We start from the raw sequence: 18,975 nt of genomic DNA, 5'->3' as shown, positions 1-18,975 counted from the left end.
GAAAATAGGAGAAATTAATGAAATTGGTAAAACGAACATTGCACTTGCTTGTAAGTGCAACCTTAGTACTATCAGGTACTATAAGTATTGCTGCTGATGAAACTCAAGATGTGAGTCCAACACTCAGTCAAGAGTCTTATTTAGATCATCTAAAATCAGAAAATGAACCCATTGAACGTGGGGATGATTTAAACTATGAAGATAATGACATTGTGAATGTTATTGTTGAACTTACAGAGAAACCATTGCTCGATTATTATGCAACAGGTTCAGTCGAAACATTTATGAAGTCATCACGAGCAGCAACAGTTGAAACAAAAATAGAAATTGCTCAAGATTCGACCATACAAAAAATTGCCGCAATAACGGGAGATGCAACAGTTGAAAACCGTTATTCTACAGTTCTTAATGGATTTTCAATCAAAACTGAATATAAGAATATCAAAGAAATTCGCAAAATCTCAAATGTTAAACGCGCATTTGTTGCAGCAACCTATGAAGCGGTTGAACCTCAAATGAGCTCAAGCAATGAAATGGTGGGAGCACCTGAAGTTTGGGATAGCGCACACTATAAGGGTGAAGGAATTGTTGTAGGTGTCCTTGATACCGGCCTTGATTTGCAACATGAGGCATTCCAACAAGAACTTACAGATGTCGGTGTAGATTACGCTGGCATCGCAACGATTGTTGCCAACACTGAACTCAGTGCAAAAACTACTACGCCAGGTCTGAGCGTTGATGATGTCTATGCAGGAACGAAAGTTCCGTATGCTTATGACTATGCTGATAGAGATGCAGATGTTACGCCTAAAGATGCGGAAACAGGGCATAATACAGCCCATGGTACGCATGTCGCGGGGACTGTTGCTGGAAAGTCAGACACATTCAGCGGTGTTGCGCCAAATGCACAACTGATGATCTTTAAAGTATTCTCCGATATCGGTGGCACAACCCATGATGGGATTGTTTTAGCTGCATTGGATGATGCTGCCAAATTAAATGTCGATGTTATCAACATGAGTTTGGGTAGTGATGCTGGCTTCTCAAGTGAAGGCGAAGGGTTGACACAGGAAGTGTATGATCGTGTTAAGGCGGCTGGAATTATTCTGGATGTCTCAGCAGGGAATGCAACAAACAGTGCTAAAAATAACAAATGGGCAGGATTAGACTTAACACCTACAGGTGATCCGGATCATGGATTAGTGGGAAGACCCTCAACATTTAATACACCATTGTCCATTGCAAGTGTCGATAATACAACCAAGATGCTATCAGCAATTGCATCAAATGGTAAAACAATTGCCCACACGACAACCGAAGTGTCATTTAAATCAATTGAAGATAAAGTCTACAACTATGTTGTGATTCCCGGTGTTGGATCGGCATCTGATTATACAGGTCTCGATGTAAATGGAACCATTGCACTTGTGCGTCGTGGTGATATCGCATTCTCAGATAAAATATCGATTGCTGAATCACAGGGTGCAGTTGGGATTTTAGTGTATGACAATGTTGTCGGAAGTCTCATTAATATGGCGGCAGGCGATGCACAAATCCCTGCTGGATTCATCTCGAAAGAAGACGGTGAATTCCTTGCTGCCCAAGCAACCAAGGAAATGACCATTTTCCAAACCGATGTTCCAATCGAGAATAATGCAACCGGTGGTCAGCCATCGTCATTCTCAAGCATGGGAACAACCAATGAATTACGTATTAAACCAGAACTTGCTGCACCGGGTGGGAATATTTATTCCACCTACCCAAGTCAAACAGGTACTTACTATAGTTCCATGTCGGGAACGTCAATGGCATCACCACATGTCGCAGGTGCAAGTGCATTGGTAAAACAACACTTGAAAAATACCATGCCAACGTTGTCTGATAATGAAATGGTTGAGCGCGTCAATCAATTATTGATGAGTACTGCACATCCTTCGTATGGGGCAGATGGACCAAACTCAGTCCGTGTACAAGGTGCTGGGGTATTCAATGTCAATGACGCCATCAATTCACCTGCTTTCTTATCTGTAGCAGAGAACAAAGATGGCTCACAACGTCCGAAACTCGAATTGGGCGATGATCCACAAAAAACTGGTGTATATACACTTAACTTTAGCGTAACCAACACAAGTGACACTACAGTTGACTATGATATCAGTGGTATCGCAAGTCGACCAGGTTCTGTGACCTATGGATTCCAAGGGATTGGTCCACGTTCCTTCATGTTGGACCGTAATGTGACTGCAGATGCATCGGTAAATGGCGATGCAACGGTAAGTGTTGCACCTCAGGAAACAAAAAATGTCTCGGTCACAGTTACATTGAGTGCATCCGAAAAAGCAGCCATGGATGCAGCATTTGAAAATGGTATTTATGTTGAGGGATACGTTACGTTGACACCAACGAGTGTATCAGGGAATGATGTCATATTGTCAATTCCTTACTTAGCATACTACGGTAACTGGGAGCAACCTGGAATCTTCGACCATGGCTCATGGTATGATGACATTCCACTACCAAACAGTTATGTGAACCAAGTTTATACAAAGTATTCAATCTTAGGTGGAAACATCATTGATCAAGACTTTGTGGATGTTAACAAGGATATGTTTGCTATATCACCTAATGGTGACGGTATCGCGGACAGCATTGAGACAGTCATTCTAAGTCAAGTCCGAAATGCACGTGTTCTGAACTATACAATTACCAATAAAGAGACTCAAGAAAAAGTCTATGAGTTTACTTCAGAGTTTTCGAATAAATCGATGTATCGAAACGCATACGGTCAACAAATTCCTTCATCAGCATTTGATCCAGCTCCAGAGTGGAAGGGTGATAAGCTTAATGGGGAAACAGTTGAAGATGGTGTCTATCGTTACGCTGTCGACGCCGAACTTGGCTTTAGACCTGGCGTAAACGATACGTATGAGTTTGATGTCATTGTTGATACAAAAAATCCAATTTTGGATACGAATAACTTCAAATTGGTAAGAAGAAATGGACGTACGTTTATTGAAACCAAGGCAATTGATGAGAACTACATGGTTAATACCCTAGTGGCACCATTTATTGATGGGCAACCAAAATGGGATACACCAATTTTCCAAAAATATACACCTAACGAAGCGGTTCGTGAACATGATTTAAGCATTGACGTCACGGATTATATCGGTGAAGAAATCATGATATCACTTATTGATGTGGGTATGAATGAACAAGTCTATGCGCTCACAGTTCCTTCAGAAAATCTTACCGATCTCAAACTCTCACCAGCATCAGCAACACTTGCTGTGGGTGAACAACTTGAGATTGAAGTAGAAAATCTTGGTGCAAATGCTACGGTTTCATGGACATCAAGCAATCCTGGTGTAGCAGCCGTGGACCAAAATGGTGTTGCATCAGCAATTGCTGAAGGTCAAACGACACTTAAAGTAGAAGATGATAAAGGAAATACCGCAACAATGACATTGGGTGTTTATGCAAAACCAAACGTATCAGGGATGACCTTGTCATTTGAAAACGTGGAAGTTAATAGTGGCACCTCTGGTCAAATTAGCGTAAGCGCATTTGAGCCACTTGGCGTATCGATTGATGATAGCAACATTACCTGGTCCTCGAGTGATGCTACAATTGTAGCGCTGACAAATACGACAGGAAGAACTGCATCCTTTGTTGTAAATGGCAGTGTTGGTGAATCTGCAACGCTTAGTGCAACATATGGTGAGGTTTCAGCAGAAGCAACCGTCACAATTGTTGCTACAGATGGCGCTCTCACAACGACTGTTGAATATACAAGCATGAGTATTCATCGTGATAGCTTTGTAACACTTGATGCAACAGATATCACGAATGCAGCAATTGCATGGACGGTTGACGACGAAGCGATCGTATCACTTGAAGATATGGGTGATGGAACCGTTCGTGCAAAAGGTCTTGCACCTGGTAACACCATCGTTCGTGCAACAAGTGAGAATGGCAGCATTCACTTTAACATTGCCGTTTTGGATACTGACAATAAATATACCGAAGTGAACTTTGATGCATTATCGTATGGCTTAAGCGTAGGAGCGTCACAAACCGTGACACTTGACTTTGGCACTACGACATCACTCTTAGAAGACAATCACTTAACACACCGATCTTATGATGAAACGATTGCCACATACGATGGCACAACAATTGTAGCGAAAAAGGTTGGTTCAGTAATTATTGAGACTGTACTTGAAAACGGACAACGTGCAACAGCACTTGTTCAAGTTACTGCCTTGAATAAGTCTGCACTTGTAACGCTTGTGGCACAAACAGCAACATTACAAGAGTCGTCATATACTGAAGCATCATGGACAGCACTGCAAACCGCCATTACTTCTGCAAAAGCAGTGATTGCAAATGAAAATGCATCACAAGCAGAAATCGATGCTGCGGTGTTGGCCTTACAAACTGCGATTGATGGACTGAAATCTAAGATAACAGGTCTACAACCAACAATGGCGTTGACTGTCGGTACGAGTGTCACCTTGAACCCAACACCAGGTAATGGAACATGGACCTATGATGAAGCGTTCTTCACCATGACAGAACCATTAGCACGTGCAAACCAAGGAAAAACTTTTACAGCACTTAAAGCAGGCACAACAACATTAACGTATACAGTGAATGGTCAATCATTTGAGATTACGGTTGAAATTGCGGCTAAGGGAATTGATCCAAATCCTAACCCCAACCCAAATCCAAATCCAGGTGAAAAACCAAACCCACAAGTACCCAACGAGGGCAACAAAGGGGAGCAACTTCCGATAACTGGAATTGAATCACGCAACCCAACGTTCCCAGCGGGACTCCTTGTCTTGGGAATTGCGCTTGTGTATATAAGCGAGCAACGCAAAAGAAACAATACGAAATAAGTGAAGGGCACATAATGTGCCCTTTTTGGTACTAAATTTCATGATTATTCACTGAAAACATGAAAGCATGAAACTGAGGAACGAAGCACGTGCCTTGTATTGATGTGACTTTCGATAGCGGTTACAATTGCGATAGGAGGTAATGACATGGGAAAACTTAAAATTGTTACAATCGGTGGAGGTAGTAGCTACACACCAGAATTAATTGAAGGATTTATTAACCGCCAAGATAGAATGGATATAGGTGAACTGTGGCTTGTCGATATTGAGATGGGTCGCGAAAAACTTGAAATCGTGGGCGCAATGGCACAGAGAATGGTCAAAGCAGCGGGACTTGATTGGGATGTGAATTTGACACTTGATCGTCGTGAAGCACTTAAAGATGCGGACTTTGTGACAACACAATTTCGTGTAGGTCAATTGGATGCGCGCATTCGTGATGAACGTATTCCAGCAAAGTATGGTTTGATTGGACAAGAAACAAATGGAGCGGGAGGTATCTTTAAGGCATTCCGCACAATCCCAGTCATCCTAGATATCATCAAAGATATGGAAGAACTCTGTCCCGATGCTTGGTTGATTAATTTTACCAATCCTGCGGGGATGGTTACCGAAGCTGCCATTAAAGTTGGTGGTTGGAAACGCACCATTGGATTGTGTAATGTTCCAATTGGTTCAACAAAATTAAACAATATGGCAATGGGTTATGAAGAAGGCGAAGAAAAACTATTCCATAAATACGCTGGACTCAATCACTTCCACTGGCATCGCGCTTGGGATGTTGACGGAAAAGAAGTGACGGATACACTGATTGATCGTATTTATCATCCAGAGAGCGAATTTGCAAAAGTTCTTGCAGAGAAGTTTGGTGTTGCAAACATCAAGAATAAAATCTTTGTTTACGAACAAATCAAGGATTTAGGAATGTTGCCATGCGCATACCATCGCTACTACTACATCACAAAAGAAATGTTAACAGAAAATCTTGAAGAGTATGCGAAGAACGAAACACGTGCTGAGGTCGTTAAAAAGACAGAAGCAGAACTCTTTGAATTGTATAAAGATCCTGCTTTGGATTACAAGCCAGAGCAACTGACAAAACGTGGTGGAACACACTATTCGGATGCCGCCTGTGAAATTATTGCATCGATTCATAATGATGCTCGTAAAGAAATGGTCGTAAGTACACAAAATAATGGTACTATCACAGATCTTCCGTATGATTGTGTTGTTGAAGTCTCTGCGGTAATTACTGCTCATGGTGCAGAACCTTACAACTGGGGTAAATTTGAGCCAGCAGCTCGTGGTCAACTTCAATTGATGAAAGCCATGGAAGAAACAGTTATTGCAGCTGCATCAACTGGTGATTACAACAAGGCAGTTCAAGCATTTACAATCAACCCACTTATCACAAGTGGTTATGAAGCAAAAGCAATGCTGGATGAAATGTTGGTAGCAAATAAAGATTACCTACCACAGTTTGCAGCCGTTATTTCAAAATTAGAAGCAGAGGGTGTTGTTTACATTCCTGCATAAAAAAAAGGTCGCCAGTGGGCGACCTTTTTGTTTGTCATAAATATCTATAAAATTCCAAAGAATGCGAGAATGATACACATTGTAATCAAGAGGATGACAAGCCAGGTGACTTTGACACCTTTCTTGATAAGTGTCACCATTCCAAAGACCAATCCAATTGACAATAGTCCAGGCATGATGGTATCAAGCATTTCTTGAATTTGAAGTTGCGCTCCGCCAAAGTTAGGGACAGCAACGATGTTGATATTGACCATGGTTGCAACCATAGAACCAACCATAACCAGTCCTAGAATACTTGCTGCTTTTGAAATGATTTGAATAACACCACTTTCAAAGGCTTTATCAAGGAATGTCGTACCCATCGAATACCCAAGTTTCAGTAAGACCCATTTAACAACAAGGAAACTCCCACCATAGATAAGAATAAAGAAAATCATTCCAAGAATGTTACCTTGGCTGGCCAACCCAATGGCGATTCCTGCAGCGATAATACGGATAGTATTGAAGAATAAGGAATCACCGATTCCAGCTAGGGGTCCCATGAGGGCCACTTTGATATTTGTAATCGCATCGCCAGTTACTTCTTTCCCTGCCGATTTTTCTTTCTCCATCGCAAATACAATTCCTACAATTAAACCAAGCATCGCCGCATGACAATTGAAGAAGCCATTGTGGCGTGTTTGCGCTTGTAACCGTGCCTCTTCATCTTGGGCATAGATCTTATCGAGTGTTGTATTCATGGTAAATCCAAAACCTTGTCCCATCATCTTAACCATATTGAATGATCCAAAAATAAACCCAGAGCGCCAGAACAATGTTTTGAGTTCTTTGTTATCGTTAACGTGTACTTCTGCTTTCATTAAAAGAAATCCTCCTCATCTGATGATACTGTTGTGGCTTCAACTTTTAAATCTGCCAGTTGTTTATCTCTAAAGAATCCTGCGAGTGCAATGACAGTACCAATAATGGCGATTGGAACCGGACCAAGCCCGAGGTACTTTGCAAGCACAAAACCAATAAAGAAATACATTCCGGTTTGATTTGACCAGATCATCGAAGTAATGATTGCGAATCCAACTGCAGGAAGCATACCAGCTGCTGCACCAATACCACTCATAATGAAAGGTGGTAAACTCGATAGCAGAATTTGTAACTGATCGATTCCAAACGCAACACCTAGGAATATCGTGATAACACCAGTGAGCGGCATTCCAACGAGGAGCATTAATATATGGGCCCGGTTGTAAGCTTTTGTATTGCCTGCTTCGGCATATTTATCAAATACGGGCGCTGCGAGTGCAAATACGGGTGTCATAAAAGCATTAAGCATTGCCATAACAGTACCGATAGGTAACGATATGGCCAGTGCTTCTTCAGTTGATGCTCCGGTAAGTATTGCGAATGCAACAGATATTACACTGCTTGATAAAGCATCGGCAGGGATGGATCCGCCTATAGCGGAAATACCCATAAATATTGCCTCTAAAGATGCTCCCATGGTGATTCCCAATGTTAGATCGCCTAAAAATAATCCGACGATTGGTGCTGCGACGATTGGACGTGTAATGGTTTGCCATCCAATGAAGAAGTCACCAACATACAGTAAATAGTAAACTAAAGTTACGATAAGTGCTTGTATTATCATGTTCTATCTCCTTAATAGATCTCCTAAATCTTCACTTTTTTGATCCAATGTCATTTGTACAAAACCACTGACACCAGTGTCCAGTATTTTTTCAAACCATTGACGATCGTAATCATTTACAAGTAGTCCTGCGGATATTTGAACGCGACTTTCCCCAGCCGCATTCAAGCGTCCATAATTACCGATGTTAAAGCTCTTTACATCGGTGTTGGCAGTGAGTATTTTGTAGGCATCCTCAGGATTGTTAACAAGTACCATAATCGATGCATTAACACCTTTTGGGTCTGTTAAGAGTTTGTTGGCTTCATCGATGGATTTAATTGCCACTTTTATTCCTGCAGGTGCGGCCATTTTGAGTGTTTTTTGCAAAAGTGGGCTGTTTGCTGCCTCATCGTTTGCCACAACAATATGCGTAATGTTGTAGTGCTTTGACCACCCAAGGACAACTTGCCCGTGGATGAGTCGTTCATCAATTCTAAGTAGTTTAATCATAATATCTCCTTAAAAGAAAGTATTCTCTTGTTCGTTTTTTGAAACTTCATCATTCATAAATTTGATGGCATTTTGAGCTTGTTGAATGCTGGCACGAATGGACTCATTTGAAAAGGGTTCTTCTTTAAGCAATAAATCGAGCACCAGCGCGAGATTGTATCCCGCAACAACAAAGACAGACTCACTCAAATATTTGGACACAAATGTATTTACACTTCCACCAAACAAATCTGTCAACACGAGCGTTTGTTCGTAATTTGAATTATCCATAAAATCATTTAAGACCAATTCGATATCAGAATTATCTTCATAGGCAGCAATTGCAAAGAGATTATTTTGCTTGCCTAATAACAACTCGATAGCATTTTTGGTTCCAGTCGCAAAGTGACTGTGAGAGACAAGTAATATACGTTTCATAGTTCCTCCTGTTGCACTAATGTGCCTTCGTAGTTGAGCACTTTAGAGTGCAACGCCGTCAATACCTTCTATGAGTATTTGTTCAGCAATTTGATCAAAAAGAACGCTAAAGTCGCGGGTTTGCTCCCATTGTTGAATCACTTCATAGTTTGCGGATAATGCACGGATAATAATTGTGAGGTATTTTAAAATTTTGGGTGTTACGGTTCCAAGGTGAATAACCATAACGTAGTGCACCCCATCTTGAGTTGGGTGTGAATACACATCGATGAATGCCTCACCATCATAATGATTAGGCATTTCTAGAATAACGACTTCGGTATCCGTATCGATACGATTTATCAGGAAGTAATTTTGAATATATTCATAGAGATTATGTGTATCAAAATTCTTACTGGTATAACGATATGAGAGCATTTTACTCAGCTCTGAAATAGTGTTAATCGCAAGACTTTCAGAAAAATTAAATTCGAGGTCCAACAGGTCATCAAATATCTGATACATGTATTTAACCAAGATAATGGAAATGCTCCTGTAATCATCGAGGGATAATTCATTTCCAGACATACTGTAGTGGGGTATGGTATAGCGATAGAACGCTTCATCAATATCAGAAACAACCAGTTGTAATGCATCGGTGGTCTTACCACGAAGTTCGTACAGTTCGTAGTATGATGCGTCAGTAACGAGGCTTCTTAAGCGTTTTTTAATTTTCGTAGATACGTTTTTGGCATATTGTTTTCCGTTGGTACTGACGACAGCAATTGATGCTTTTTGATGTTTGAGTTCATACGCATCAATTAAAAACATAACAGACTTTTCGAGGTGATTTCGAAATGAATCGGCGATTTCAATGTGATATGTTTTCTCGATGAATGTTTTAAGACTATGGGCAATCGTTGTAGATACCTGGCAAAAGGGAATGTATCGTTTCCGAAGTGGGGGCAGTGAGTGTTGAATATACCCAAATTCGGCATTGATTAAGATGCATTCAAGTGTTTGCTGGAGGCCTTCAAAATGATCAACGCTCATCTCAAAAAAGGGACGACTCGTGTCTTTCATAGACTCAAGAAGGGTACGAGCCTCTTTTTTCTTCAAAGCGAAAAACTGAAAGTCCTCGGTATAATAATTATAGTTATTACTATTGGCAATCAAGAGTTTTGTTATGACTAGAATCTCTTGATCATTGAAGTGAATATTGGTGATAGTTTCAATTTTTGTGGCAATAACACGCGCAACGCCGTAATGGGGGGTATCTACAATGTCACACGTTGTTTGTAAGTTCAATTCTTTGTGGTTGCGGATGCGATTGATTGCAACGACCAAATAAACGGAAATGAATTGCGTGGCATCATCAGAAATTGAAAGTGCTTTATCTCGTAATACATCCATAAACTCATGGCGAATGCTTTGGCGTTGATAATAATCAATTTCATACATTTCTAATGTGGGCTCCAAGGTTGCAACTTCATAACTGTTGAAGTGCACACCAAACATCTGGGTGAGCGCCATTCGATAACTCTCCTCACTCCCTTGTAAAGAAATGCCACGACTGGGACTGTTTTCAACAATAATATTAAAGGATTGTAGGTAGGCAATTGCTTGCCGTAATTCTTCTTTAAAACTGTTTCGACTCAAATACATTGCCGCTTCAATATCGTCAAGAGTGAGAACTCTGTCAGAGCTTAGGAGCAAAGAGATAATGTAGTCTGCTCTGCCTGCAGATGCATTGTTTGAGTGTTCATAATAGTTTGCAACAACGAGATGTTTCTCATACATGCTAAGAAAGAGATCTTCATCAAAAATAGTCGCGCGATACCCTTTTCCGCGCCGTGACGTGATTTCAACGCCAAAATCTCGGCTGATGACTTTCAACTCCCTCATTTCATTCTTAACAGTGCGTGCACTTCGCTCGAGTAATTTGGCGAGTGCAACACTAGTCATCGTGACAGTGTGCTCTGTTAGATGGTAAAGCATTTGAACATGAATTTTCTTATACATAGAAACACCTCTCTTGCTTACATTATTACATTAAATCGCGATAAGTGATGAGTTCGATTTGGTGCTCATTCAGATATTCCTTAACGGCTGGACTTGTTGCCATCGCAAGATCTTTAACGCGTATGAGTGAATATGTTGAATTTTCAAGTACCGCATCATCCACGAAACCAGCATGGCAAATTATGATTGAAGCTTCATGTTCTAAGACTTCAGGTAAGACCCTCAGTGTGTTGTGTGTAACATCTGTTTTGCTTTGCACATCCAAATTAAAGGGTTTTGGATTCCAATCATTGCTTACAAAATGTACGCCATTATTGGCAAGAAATTCCATGGAAAAAGGGATTTCAAATTCGCGGGCGACATCACGTAATGCACGTACAAGGTTATCGGTCATCACAGAGTGTGGATGAAGATATTCGGGCTTATGTCCGACCAGTTCGATAAAACGGTTGACTTGAGCTCGTGCTTCAAGGACAACTTCCTCATAAATAAAGGGGTCTGCTACCTTTTCATTTTGTGAGTTGATGGAAAGGTTTCTTTGAGTTGATGCAATGAAGACACCGTGTTCATCAACCAATCCAGGAATTTTCAAGGGGTCGCTCACGGGGCGTCCAGCGACAATGTTAATGTCTACCCCAAAGCAACACTCGGGATGATCTTTGATGTGTGAGGCAGCGAGGGCACTTGAAGGCATGTTGGTAAACAGGCCTGTATTACGGATGACACCCTCACGAATCCCTTTGAGAATGCCATAGGTGATTGCTTCAGTAAAACCATAATCATCGGATTGAAATAATAGTTTCATTGTATTCTCCTTCTCTTTTTTGAAGCCAGCTGGTACTTCAACACCTTCAGTATATTTCTTTTAAGCGCTTTCATTAAGTGTAAGAATTTCCTGTACTAAGGTCATTGTTAATATTTGCCCTTGAGAAAGTGCAAAAAAACATTGCGGGATACGCAATGCTTTAGTTCATTCTCTTATTTCGTATTAACCAAGCGTGACTTGATATTGTTGATACCTCGATTGTTTTCATAATCAAACGAGAAGATGAGGGCATACACAAAATCAAGTACGAGTTGAATTGCCGTTCGTGATGAGAAGGATGCCATTTTAAGGATAAGTTCTTCTTGTGGGGGAACATGAACAACTTCATGAGCACCTTCGCACAAGGGATTCTCATTGGGTCCGGTAAAAAGAATGTAAGGAATACCCAGTCCGGTTAGGACTTGTTTGATCCGTTTATTCTCTTGCCCTTGTCCATAGTATGAAACAATCAATGCCAAACTGTCTTTGGGTTGTGCGCCTGCTTTCATGATTTGAAAACCAACTTGAGATTCCAAATCACAGCTAATTCCCAAGTTTAGAAGTTTGTATTGGAAGTCTTGGGCCAAGATTAATGATTGACCGGTTCCGTAGAGGTACAGGCTGGGTGCTTCGTAGATTTGGCGCGCAATGCGTTCGATTTGGGGTAGGTCAATTTGATTATAAGTATCGTTCATCGATTGAAAATTAAGATTTAAGATTCGGTTGATAATTTCTTGGCTTGTTTGATTGGGTGCGAACGGGAGGTTATCCTCGATACGTTCGCCACTTACATTGGATGCACTCAGTTCACGTGCGAGCTGCAATTTAAAATCAGAGAACCCATCGGTTTGCATCTTACGGCAAAAGCGAGTGATTGTGGATGCACTCGAAAAGGTCAGTTCAGCGAGCTCGTGGATTGTGATATTAATAATACGCTTGGGATCTTGAAGTATAAAGTCAACCACCTTTGCTTCAGCACTGGACACGTTGGTTTCATTTTTAAGACGGTTAATGAGTAACATAGCAGTCCTCCTTGAATCCTTATTATATCATTTCATTGTGCTTGCGGATAAAAAAACAGATTGCAGGGCAATCTGTTTGATGTTTATCTTGGTTGTGTTTCCTCAAGATAGAGTTTGTTGTCATACATCTTGAAGAATGGATAATAAATAAGCGTTGAAGCAAAGAGGCATACAAAGGCAAGGATTACGGCTCGGAAATCGCCACCAGTCCCCAAGAATGCACCAATACCTACAGGAGATACCCATGGAATCCCTGAGACAACCTTACCAACAAGACCGAAGTATGTTGCGAAGTAAGCAAGTGTTACGTTTACAAGTGGTGCAATAATAAAGGGAATCATAAGATATGGGTTGTACACAATGGGTGCCCCAAAGATGATGGGTTCGTTAATATTAAACATAGCAGGAACAATGGAAGCTTTTCCAAGTGTTTTTAAAGTAGCGGAACGAGATTTGAACATAAAGAGCAAACAGAGTCCCAATGTTGATCCAGCACCACCGATGAATAAATACATATTCACAAAGTCACCCGCAAATACATTGCTGGCACCATCGATATTTTGTGTCAGTGCTACAAGTAGTATTGGGTTTACAAATGTATTTTTAATGATGGATGTTCCATGAACACCAACAGCCCAAAGTAAGTGAATAAGGATCATAATCACAAGGACACCAGGATAAGATCCTGCGAGACCCTGCACAAATCCAAAGGGTTTGGATAGCATTGCATGAACATCGGTTCCCATAAATGCGAGACCAAGATTAATGAAAATCATAACAAATGCGATAATGATTGCTGGAACAAGTGCTGCGAAGGAGCGTGTAACGCCTTCTGGTACCCCTTCTGGCATTTTTATTGTAAAGTTCTTAACAACACACAGGCGGTAAATTTGCACTGCGAGAACAGCCGTAATGATCCCGACAAAGATTCCTTGGCCACTGAAACGTGTGATCCAACCACCCACCGAAACACCATTGAATACAACCGATGTTTCTTGGGTCAAGTCTGTAACTAACATTGCTTTTCCATTGACGATTGTAACTTGAATAATTGTCATTAAAAATGCAAAGAGGGATAGAATTGCTCCGTTGAAGCTATTGAGGTTGAGGCCATCCCGATTGCGATACTCTTCTGTGAAGTAGTATCCCGTTGCAGCAACATAGTAAATTGCGATTGACCCCAAGGCCATTGTATTTGCAACCGAATAAACTGCGGAGTAATTTAAAATTGTTGCTTCAAAGAATGTCTTTAATGGTGGAATAATTTGCGGCAAGTTATTCAATATTAAGAAAATCGAACCAACAATTGTGAACGGTATCGTTGCAAGACCCGCATTCATAAGTGCGCGAATGAATTTTGTATTGGCCATTTTATTCAGTGGCCCAAGAAGCTTGGCTTCAAGGAACTGCATAATTTTATCCATGTTATTTCTCCTTTTGTAGTGTTTCCCCATGGGTTTTAATGATATCTTGATACCAGTAAAAACTATCTTTACGGTATCGTTTCAGTTGTTTCTCATCTTTTTCAGTACGATCAACAAAGATAAATCCATAACGTTTTTGCATGCCTTCATGAACACTGACCAAATCAATTGCTGACCAAGGACTGTATCCAAGCAATGTGATGCCGCTCGACATTGCTTCTAAACAAGCCTTGAGATGTTCGCGGATGTATGCAATACGATAATCGTCATGAATTTCTCCGTTTTCTAAGGTATCGTAAGCGCCCAGTCCATTCTCAGTAATCATCATTGGCAATGCATAACGATCATTAATATGTTGCATTGTTGTTTTGAGACCGAGTGGGTCGATCGTCCAGTTGAATTCGTTTTTTGTTAAGAAGGTATTGGTATACCCTTTATAAAAGCCCTTCTCCATAATATCTTCGGATTGCTGGTCAGAAATTCCGTCCATCATGTCAACATCCGCTTCAGGATATTCAACAGTTACAGATGAATAGTAGTTTACTGAAATAAAGTCTGGATAGGCTGATTTCATGATTGCATCATCACCCGGTTCCATCTGTGGTACCACATCTTTTTGACGAAGATAATCGAGTGCAATCGGATTGTAAATTCCTTTGCAAGCAAAATCGAGGTAAAGCCAGTTTCGAATGGAATTAAAATAAAGGGATGCTTGATTATCAAGTGGTTTTGATGTTGCGGGATAGACAATGGATATATTCGGAACAGGACCAATCTGTCCACCTTCAACTAGTTCGTGACATGCTTTGAATGCGAGTTTTTCCGCAATCATTATATGGTGGAACTGTTGATATTTCTCTTTAAGTGGAATATGCTTTCCTAATATTTTTTTGTCTACAAGTAACATAATATTGGGTTCGTTGATGGTTAGCCAGTATTTTACTTTGCTTCCGTACTCGGTAAATAGGAATCGGGCGTAATCTTCAAACGCGTTGACAGTCGCACGATTACTCCAACCTCCAGTGTCTTCAAGACTCTGTGGTAAGTCAAAATGATAAAGTGTAATCATGGGTTGGATGCCATAGCTCAAGCATGTGTCTATAACATCATGATAATGAGTGACTCCCTCTGGGTTTATAAGGCCAACACCGGTTGGGAAGATACGTGTCCAAGCAATCGAGAAACGAAATACTTTGAGACCAAGTTCGTGCAGCAAGCGAATGTCTTCCTTATAGTTATGATAAAAATCAGAAGCAACGGTAAAGTCGCAAATATCTTTGTTGTCACGGGGACGGGTATCTTGGACACTGAGTCCTTTACCATCAGTAGCGTAGGCACCTTCGGTTTGGTGAGCTGATATCGATGCTCCCCATAAAAAGTCTTTTGGAAATGTTGTCATAATAATCAATCTCTTTTCTACATCTGAACTGTAAGCGCTTTGTTCATGCATAGTGTAACCCACAAAAAAGCACGATTCAATGAATCGTGCGCAATCGGTCTTATATTCTATTTTGTGATTGATTGGTCCGCAATAATGATTGTAACACCTTGTGCACGGATTGCTTCAAGGATATCTTTATCAGCACTGCTATCGGTAATGAGATGTGTGATCAATGATGTAGGTGTGGTCATAAAGTTGTGCTCTCGCCCAATTTTGTACCCTTGCGCAACAACAACTTTGGGTCCATCGGTATTTTCAATCATGGCGCGATTGACAAGGCTTTCCAATAATGAGTGAGTTGTTACCAAGCGACTGCTGATACCACCTGTTCCAATAAAACAAATCTTTGCACGGTTAGAATGAATGATGTGTAAGGCAATATTACCAACGAAAGAGTTGTGCTTCTCACTAACATCGCCACCTGTAAACTGAATGCTGTTTTCTGTTGGGGCATTAAAAAGTGTTAAGAGATTGTTGGTAATGATGTTTAGATTGGAGTTTGGGATGCGTTTGAGAATTGCGTTTGTTGTTAAACCAGAATTAAAATAGACGGTACCATCACTGGGTAGCATCTCCATTGCCTTTATGGCAATTTGCTCACGTGTTGTATCTTCGTAAATATGCTGAATGTCAGTAGCGATATCATATTCATTATTAACAGTACCCTCAATATACTGTGCACCGCCATACGTCCGTTCAATCATTCGCTTCTTTTCGAAAAGAGCCAAGTCACGTCGAATGGTAATTACCGACACTTTTAGCTCGTCTGCAAGGTCATTAACACTGACATTGCCCTGTGATTTGAGACGCTGCAAAATAACTTCGCGTCGTTTGTATACTTCACCTTGTGTTGATTTCATAGTTTCACCCAAACTAATTATACCAAATTGTTGCGCAAAGCGTGTATATGGTATACTGACTGCAATGACACTGTGTCAAAAAGGAGCGCGTATGTTTAAAGGTAAAGGGTGGCATTTGGTCACAATTCATATTATGTTTATCCTCGCAAGTCGTGTTGCTAACTATGATTCCGTATTTAATTTTGTGATATACAGTCGTTTGCAATTTGTATATGGAGTAGTTTGGGTTTTAACAGCCATCATGGTCTGCCAAGGATTCAATAATTATGGTAAAGAGTATTTGAACAAAAAAATTAAACAAGAAATCGCCGAAGAAAAAGGACAGGAGTAATTACTCCTGTCCTTCTCTATTTTGTTCTGTGTCTTCAGATATTTCGTTTTCATCCGTTGACGCTTCTTTCGTGATTGTCTCTTCTTCACTTGATTCGAATTCGCCTTCGCTGATAGTAGCAGGTAGTCCGAAATCATTTTCAAGAGTTTGGCGGAACATATCAACACGGGGATGTTTTTTCCAAACTTTAACCCATGGTTGTTGGAATCCTGGAACAATATTTGGGTTCAGTGCAAGCAATTCGCCCATCATGCGGTAGACATTATCTTCTGTCATGACAATTTTAATTGGATTGCGTGAACCGTCGACCATGACTGCAAGTGAGTAAACAGTGCTTGTTGTGACACCGTATGTTTTGGTTCGTTGGACGTGCATGTAAATCCAAGCAATGTTTTCAATACGAATAAACTGTTTGCCAACACTTAAAGTCTTTTTATCAATTAAGAATGTCGGTGTCAGAACGACGTTGTTCAGTTCAAGAATTGGGTTGGCCATTTCTTCATCAATTTGATTCATATCATCACTGGTAAAGTTTTTCTCGAGATCATGGTATGCACGATGGCTCATCCAAAAGTATGCAGCAATACCAATGGTAAGTACGCCCAGTGATAAAAAGATTACGGGGTAAACATTGGGGCGAATCCCTTCCAAACGGACGACATTTGAGAAGAAATACGGTTCAACGTCTTCTTCTGTCATTTCGAAATATTCCGCGTAGTCTTCAATGATTCTTTCACGCGCTTGGTCATGGTTGAATCCTGTGGGCAGGGTAACAATGATCGTGCCAGGCTCTTCAAAAGTTCGCATGTCTTCGCCACGCCCCTCCTCGAGAACAACAATAAATGATTCTTCAAGAAATGAGATAGCATAACTGTATTCTGCTTTATTGTCACTTCCATAATAGATCGACGTATCATCCAGATACTCAACATTGAGTTTGGCAGCTCCTTTTGTATAGAGTGCCTCTTCCAACTCTTCAATTGTTGTAACGGTCGGTGCTTGAATATAGCGAACACTGCGGTATACTTGTGCAGTTTGTTTTCCAAAAACAAACAACAGCGCCACGACAATAAATGCAGTGATAAATAGGATGCGTGTGGCTCTTTTCTTACGATAATTAATGATATTATTCATAACTTCTCCTTATAACACATTTCCTTGTATTTTTACTGAATTATCTTAACAGATAACGATATTAAATATGTAAAAATGATATAAGTGAGTTAAAAAATGTTATGAACTCAGGCATTTGGTGAGATTGGTAACAGTTATGCGGTGTTTTATAGCATATTGATCCATGTTATGGTGGACTGATGTACACTGTACGCAATAAGTAGGAGGCACGTTATGGAACCAAATTATCAATTTTTTCCACGAACAGTAAACGACATGCCACAGAGCATTCGTGTTGATCTCAATTCTAAACACATTATTGACTCGCATCCACATTTAATTGTTGTTGTCGCAAAATACGAGGCAAGGGAGAATGGTTTTCCCTTGAACGAGGTATTTGCGGAGATGAATGCATTTGAAGACGCATTGACGGAATCCTTGTTAACAAAAGATGTCTACCATATGGGGGCTATTACAGGGAATGGCAGTATTGACCATTATTTCGCTGCTTCTTCATTAGATGCGCTTGAAACGTATATTCTGACGAATTTTGATAAAGCATACTCAGCTAAATCACGTCACAATGGATCAAAGGCGTGCTTTGAAGAGTTTTTATTGCCAGACATGTATGAGAAAAATTATATATACAACCAAATGGTGTGCATGAATATGCAAGATAAAGGCGAGCGATTTGAGAATCCTCGAGACGTTGATTTTTATACCTATTTCACAACCAAAGATCAAGCAGACTTGTATGCAAAGCATTTTGACGAATTTGCACATACCATTAATATTGAACCACAAGAAAACGAGAGTATTCTTGTTCACCTGATTGCAGAAATTGTGCCATCACTCCCATTTATGAATGGTGTTACCGACAGTATTGTTGATCTAATTCAAGAGTATGACGGGGACTTCGACGGTTGGGGATCCAACATTATATCGTAAATTAAGCCCGCATAAACGCGGGTTTTCGCATAATAT

General features: G+C 40.5%; 15 protein-coding genes. 4 read left to right on the top strand and 11 right to left on the bottom strand.

Features of this window, described 5'->3' with window-relative positions; all coding sequences use genetic code 11:
* Positions 1-17 precede the first annotated feature (17 nt).
* On the top strand, positions 18-4,904 hold the full coding sequence (locus G7062_RS11560) for a S8 family serine peptidase (protein WP_166063957.1): 4,887 nt from the start codon (positions 18-20) through the stop codon (positions 4,902-4,904).
* Between the two features lie 147 nt (positions 4,905-5,051).
* Positions 5,052-6,440 carry a 6-phospho-beta-glucosidase gene (locus G7062_RS00435; protein ID WP_166063956.1) on the top strand — a complete coding sequence of 463 codons (1,389 nt, stop codon included), beginning with the start codon at positions 5,052-5,054 and terminating at the stop codon, positions 6,438-6,440.
* A 44-nt stretch (positions 6,441-6,484) separates the two neighbouring features.
* Here G7062_RS00435 and G7062_RS00430 read toward each other — a convergent pair whose 3' ends face one another.
* The 10 genes from G7062_RS00430 to G7062_RS00385 all read right to left on the bottom strand — a co-directional run bounded on the left by G7062_RS00430 (position 6,485) and on the right by G7062_RS00385 (position 16,547).
* Positions 6,485-7,300, bottom strand: coding sequence for a PTS system mannose/fructose/sorbose family transporter subunit IID (locus G7062_RS00430; protein ID WP_166063955.1), 816 nt, complete (start codon positions 7,298-7,300; stop codon positions 6,485-6,487).
* Positions 7,300-8,085 (bottom strand): PTS sugar transporter subunit IIC, encoded by a 786-nt coding sequence (locus tag G7062_RS00425; protein WP_166063954.1) that lies wholly within the window; start codon positions 8,083-8,085, stop codon positions 7,300-7,302. Before G7062_RS00425 ends, G7062_RS00430 begins: the two co-directional genes overlap by 1 nt.
* Before the next feature lie 3 nt (positions 8,086-8,088).
* Positions 8,089-8,577 (bottom strand): PTS sugar transporter subunit IIB, encoded by a 489-nt coding sequence (locus tag G7062_RS00420; protein ID WP_166063953.1) that lies wholly within the window; start codon positions 8,575-8,577, stop codon positions 8,089-8,091.
* A 9-nt stretch (positions 8,578-8,586) separates the two neighbouring features.
* Positions 8,587-8,994 carry a PTS sugar transporter subunit IIA gene (locus tag G7062_RS00415; protein ID WP_166063952.1) on the bottom strand — a complete coding sequence of 136 codons (408 nt, stop codon included), beginning with the start codon at positions 8,992-8,994 and terminating at the stop codon, positions 8,587-8,589.
* A gap of 42 nt (positions 8,995-9,036) precedes the next feature.
* A complete protein-coding gene (locus G7062_RS00410) occupies positions 9,037-10,995 on the bottom strand; it encodes a PRD domain-containing protein (RefSeq protein WP_166063951.1) in 1,959 nt (652 codons plus the stop codon).
* Positions 10,996-11,020: 25 nt separating this feature from the next.
* Positions 11,021-11,800 (bottom strand): ChbG/HpnK family deacetylase, encoded by a 780-nt coding sequence (locus G7062_RS00405; RefSeq protein ID WP_166063950.1) that lies wholly within the window; start codon positions 11,798-11,800, stop codon positions 11,021-11,023.
* A 173-nt stretch (positions 11,801-11,973) separates the two neighbouring features.
* The gene (locus G7062_RS00400) at positions 11,974-12,822 is read right to left on the bottom strand and encodes a MurR/RpiR family transcriptional regulator (protein WP_166063949.1); all 849 of its coding nucleotides are present in this window, start codon (positions 12,820-12,822) and stop codon (positions 11,974-11,976) included.
* A gap of 83 nt (positions 12,823-12,905) precedes the next feature.
* Positions 12,906-14,246 (bottom strand): PTS cellobiose transporter subunit IIC, encoded by a 1,341-nt coding sequence (celB, locus tag G7062_RS00395; RefSeq protein WP_166063948.1) that lies wholly within the window; start codon positions 14,244-14,246, stop codon positions 12,906-12,908.
* A gap of 1 nt (position 14,247) precedes the next feature.
* On the bottom strand, positions 14,248-15,645 hold the full coding sequence (locus G7062_RS00390; protein ID WP_166063947.1) for a glycoside hydrolase family 1 protein: 1,398 nt from the start codon (positions 15,643-15,645) through the stop codon (positions 14,248-14,250).
* Between the two features lie 107 nt (positions 15,646-15,752).
* Positions 15,753-16,547: a DeoR/GlpR family DNA-binding transcription regulator gene (locus G7062_RS00385; protein ID WP_166063946.1), complete on the bottom strand. Its 795-nt coding sequence runs from the start codon at positions 16,545-16,547 to the stop codon at positions 15,753-15,755.
* Between the two features lie 91 nt (positions 16,548-16,638).
* Between G7062_RS00385 and G7062_RS00380 the strand changes: the two genes are divergently transcribed.
* Complete coding sequence (locus G7062_RS00380) at positions 16,639-16,878, top strand: hypothetical protein (RefSeq protein ID WP_166063945.1); 240 nt, start codon at positions 16,639-16,641, stop codon at positions 16,876-16,878.
* Here G7062_RS00380 and G7062_RS00375 read toward each other — a convergent pair whose 3' ends face one another.
* A complete protein-coding gene (locus G7062_RS00375) occupies positions 16,879-18,012 on the bottom strand; it encodes a hypothetical protein (RefSeq protein ID WP_166063944.1) in 1,134 nt (377 codons plus the stop codon). It lies immediately after the preceding gene.
* 213 nt (positions 18,013-18,225) lie between these two features.
* Here G7062_RS00375 and G7062_RS00370 point away from each other — a divergent pair, with 213 nt between their 5' ends.
* Positions 18,226-18,939, top strand: a complete 714-nt coding sequence (locus G7062_RS00370; protein ID WP_166063943.1) for a DUF695 domain-containing protein — start codon at positions 18,226-18,228, stop codon at positions 18,937-18,939.
* Positions 18,940-18,975: the final 36 nt, after the last annotated feature.

The organism is Erysipelothrix sp. HDW6C (genome assembly GCF_011299615.1).
GTDB lineage: Bacteria > Bacillota_I > Bacilli_A > Erysipelotrichales > Erysipelotrichaceae > Erysipelothrix.
This window is presented reverse-complemented; position numbering and strand designations above follow the sequence as displayed.

Coding starts and splice junctions, on each gene's coding strand:
- G7062_RS11560 (WP_166063957.1), top strand. CDS start 18: ATGAAATTGGTAAAACGAACATTGCACTTGCTTGTAAGTGCAACCTTA.
- G7062_RS00435 (WP_166063956.1), top strand. CDS start 5,052: ATGGGAAAACTTAAAATTGTTACAATCGGTGGAGGTAGTAGCTACACA.
- G7062_RS00430 (WP_166063955.1), bottom strand. CDS start 7,300: ATGAAAGCAGAAGTACACGTTAACGATAACAAAGAACTCAAAACATTG.
- G7062_RS00425 (WP_166063954.1), bottom strand. CDS start 8,085: ATGATAATACAAGCACTTATCGTAACTTTAGTTTACTATTTACTGTAT.
- G7062_RS00420 (WP_166063953.1), bottom strand. CDS start 8,577: ATGATTAAACTACTTAGAATTGATGAACGACTCATCCACGGGCAAGTT.
- G7062_RS00415 (WP_166063952.1), bottom strand. CDS start 8,994: ATGAAACGTATATTACTTGTCTCTCACAGTCACTTTGCGACTGGAACC.
- G7062_RS00410 (WP_166063951.1), bottom strand. CDS start 10,995: ATGTATAAGAAAATTCATGTTCAAATGCTTTACCATCTAACAGAGCAC.
- G7062_RS00405 (WP_166063950.1), bottom strand. CDS start 11,800: ATGAAACTATTATTTCAATCCGATGATTATGGTTTTACTGAAGCAATC.
- G7062_RS00400 (WP_166063949.1), bottom strand. CDS start 12,822: ATGTTACTCATTAACCGTCTTAAAAATGAAACCAACGTGTCCAGTGCT.
- celB (WP_166063948.1), bottom strand. CDS start 14,246: ATGGATAAAATTATGCAGTTCCTTGAAGCCAAGCTTCTTGGGCCACTG.
- G7062_RS00390 (WP_166063947.1), bottom strand. CDS start 15,645: ATGACAACATTTCCAAAAGACTTTTTATGGGGAGCATCGATATCAGCT.
- G7062_RS00385 (WP_166063946.1), bottom strand. CDS start 16,547: ATGAAATCAACACAAGGTGAAGTATACAAACGACGCGAAGTTATTTTG.
- G7062_RS00380 (WP_166063945.1), top strand. CDS start 16,639: ATGTTTAAAGGTAAAGGGTGGCATTTGGTCACAATTCATATTATGTTT.
- G7062_RS00375 (WP_166063944.1), bottom strand. CDS start 18,012: ATGAATAATATCATTAATTATCGTAAGAAAAGAGCCACACGCATCCTA.
- G7062_RS00370 (WP_166063943.1), top strand. CDS start 18,226: ATGGAACCAAATTATCAATTTTTTCCACGAACAGTAAACGACATGCCA.